Annotated in this window: 1 rRNA gene; it reads left to right on the top strand. The window is 49.3% G+C overall.

Going from position 1 to position 278, the window contains the following annotated elements:
- Positions 1 to 173 precede the first annotated feature (173 nt).
- Positions 174 to 278 (top strand): 5S ribosomal RNA (gene rrf, locus J1G33_RS27785); the annotation flags it as partial.

Genomic DNA, 278 nt, shown 5'->3' with positions numbered 1-278 from the left:
TGAAACGATGCATCGCCGATGGTAGTGTGGGGTTTCCCCATGTGAGAGTAGGTCATCGTCAAGATTAAATTCCGAAACCCCTGTTTGCTAACGCAAACAGGGGTTTTGTTTATGTAGAAGCTCATGAATTTCACCGGCACGTTGCCAACGCAACGGTCTGGTACACAGAATTTCTTGACGACCATAGAGCATTGGAACCACCTGATCCCATCCCGAACTCAGCAGTGAAACGATGCATCGCCGATGGTAGTGTGGGGTTTCCCCATGTGAGAGTAGGT

The sequence above is a fragment of the Pseudomonas sp. P867 genome, assembly GCF_019891455.1.
In the GTDB taxonomy this organism is placed as follows: Bacteria; Pseudomonadota; Gammaproteobacteria; order Pseudomonadales; family Pseudomonadaceae; genus Aquipseudomonas; species Aquipseudomonas synxantha_A.
This window is presented reverse-complemented; position numbering and strand designations above follow the sequence as displayed.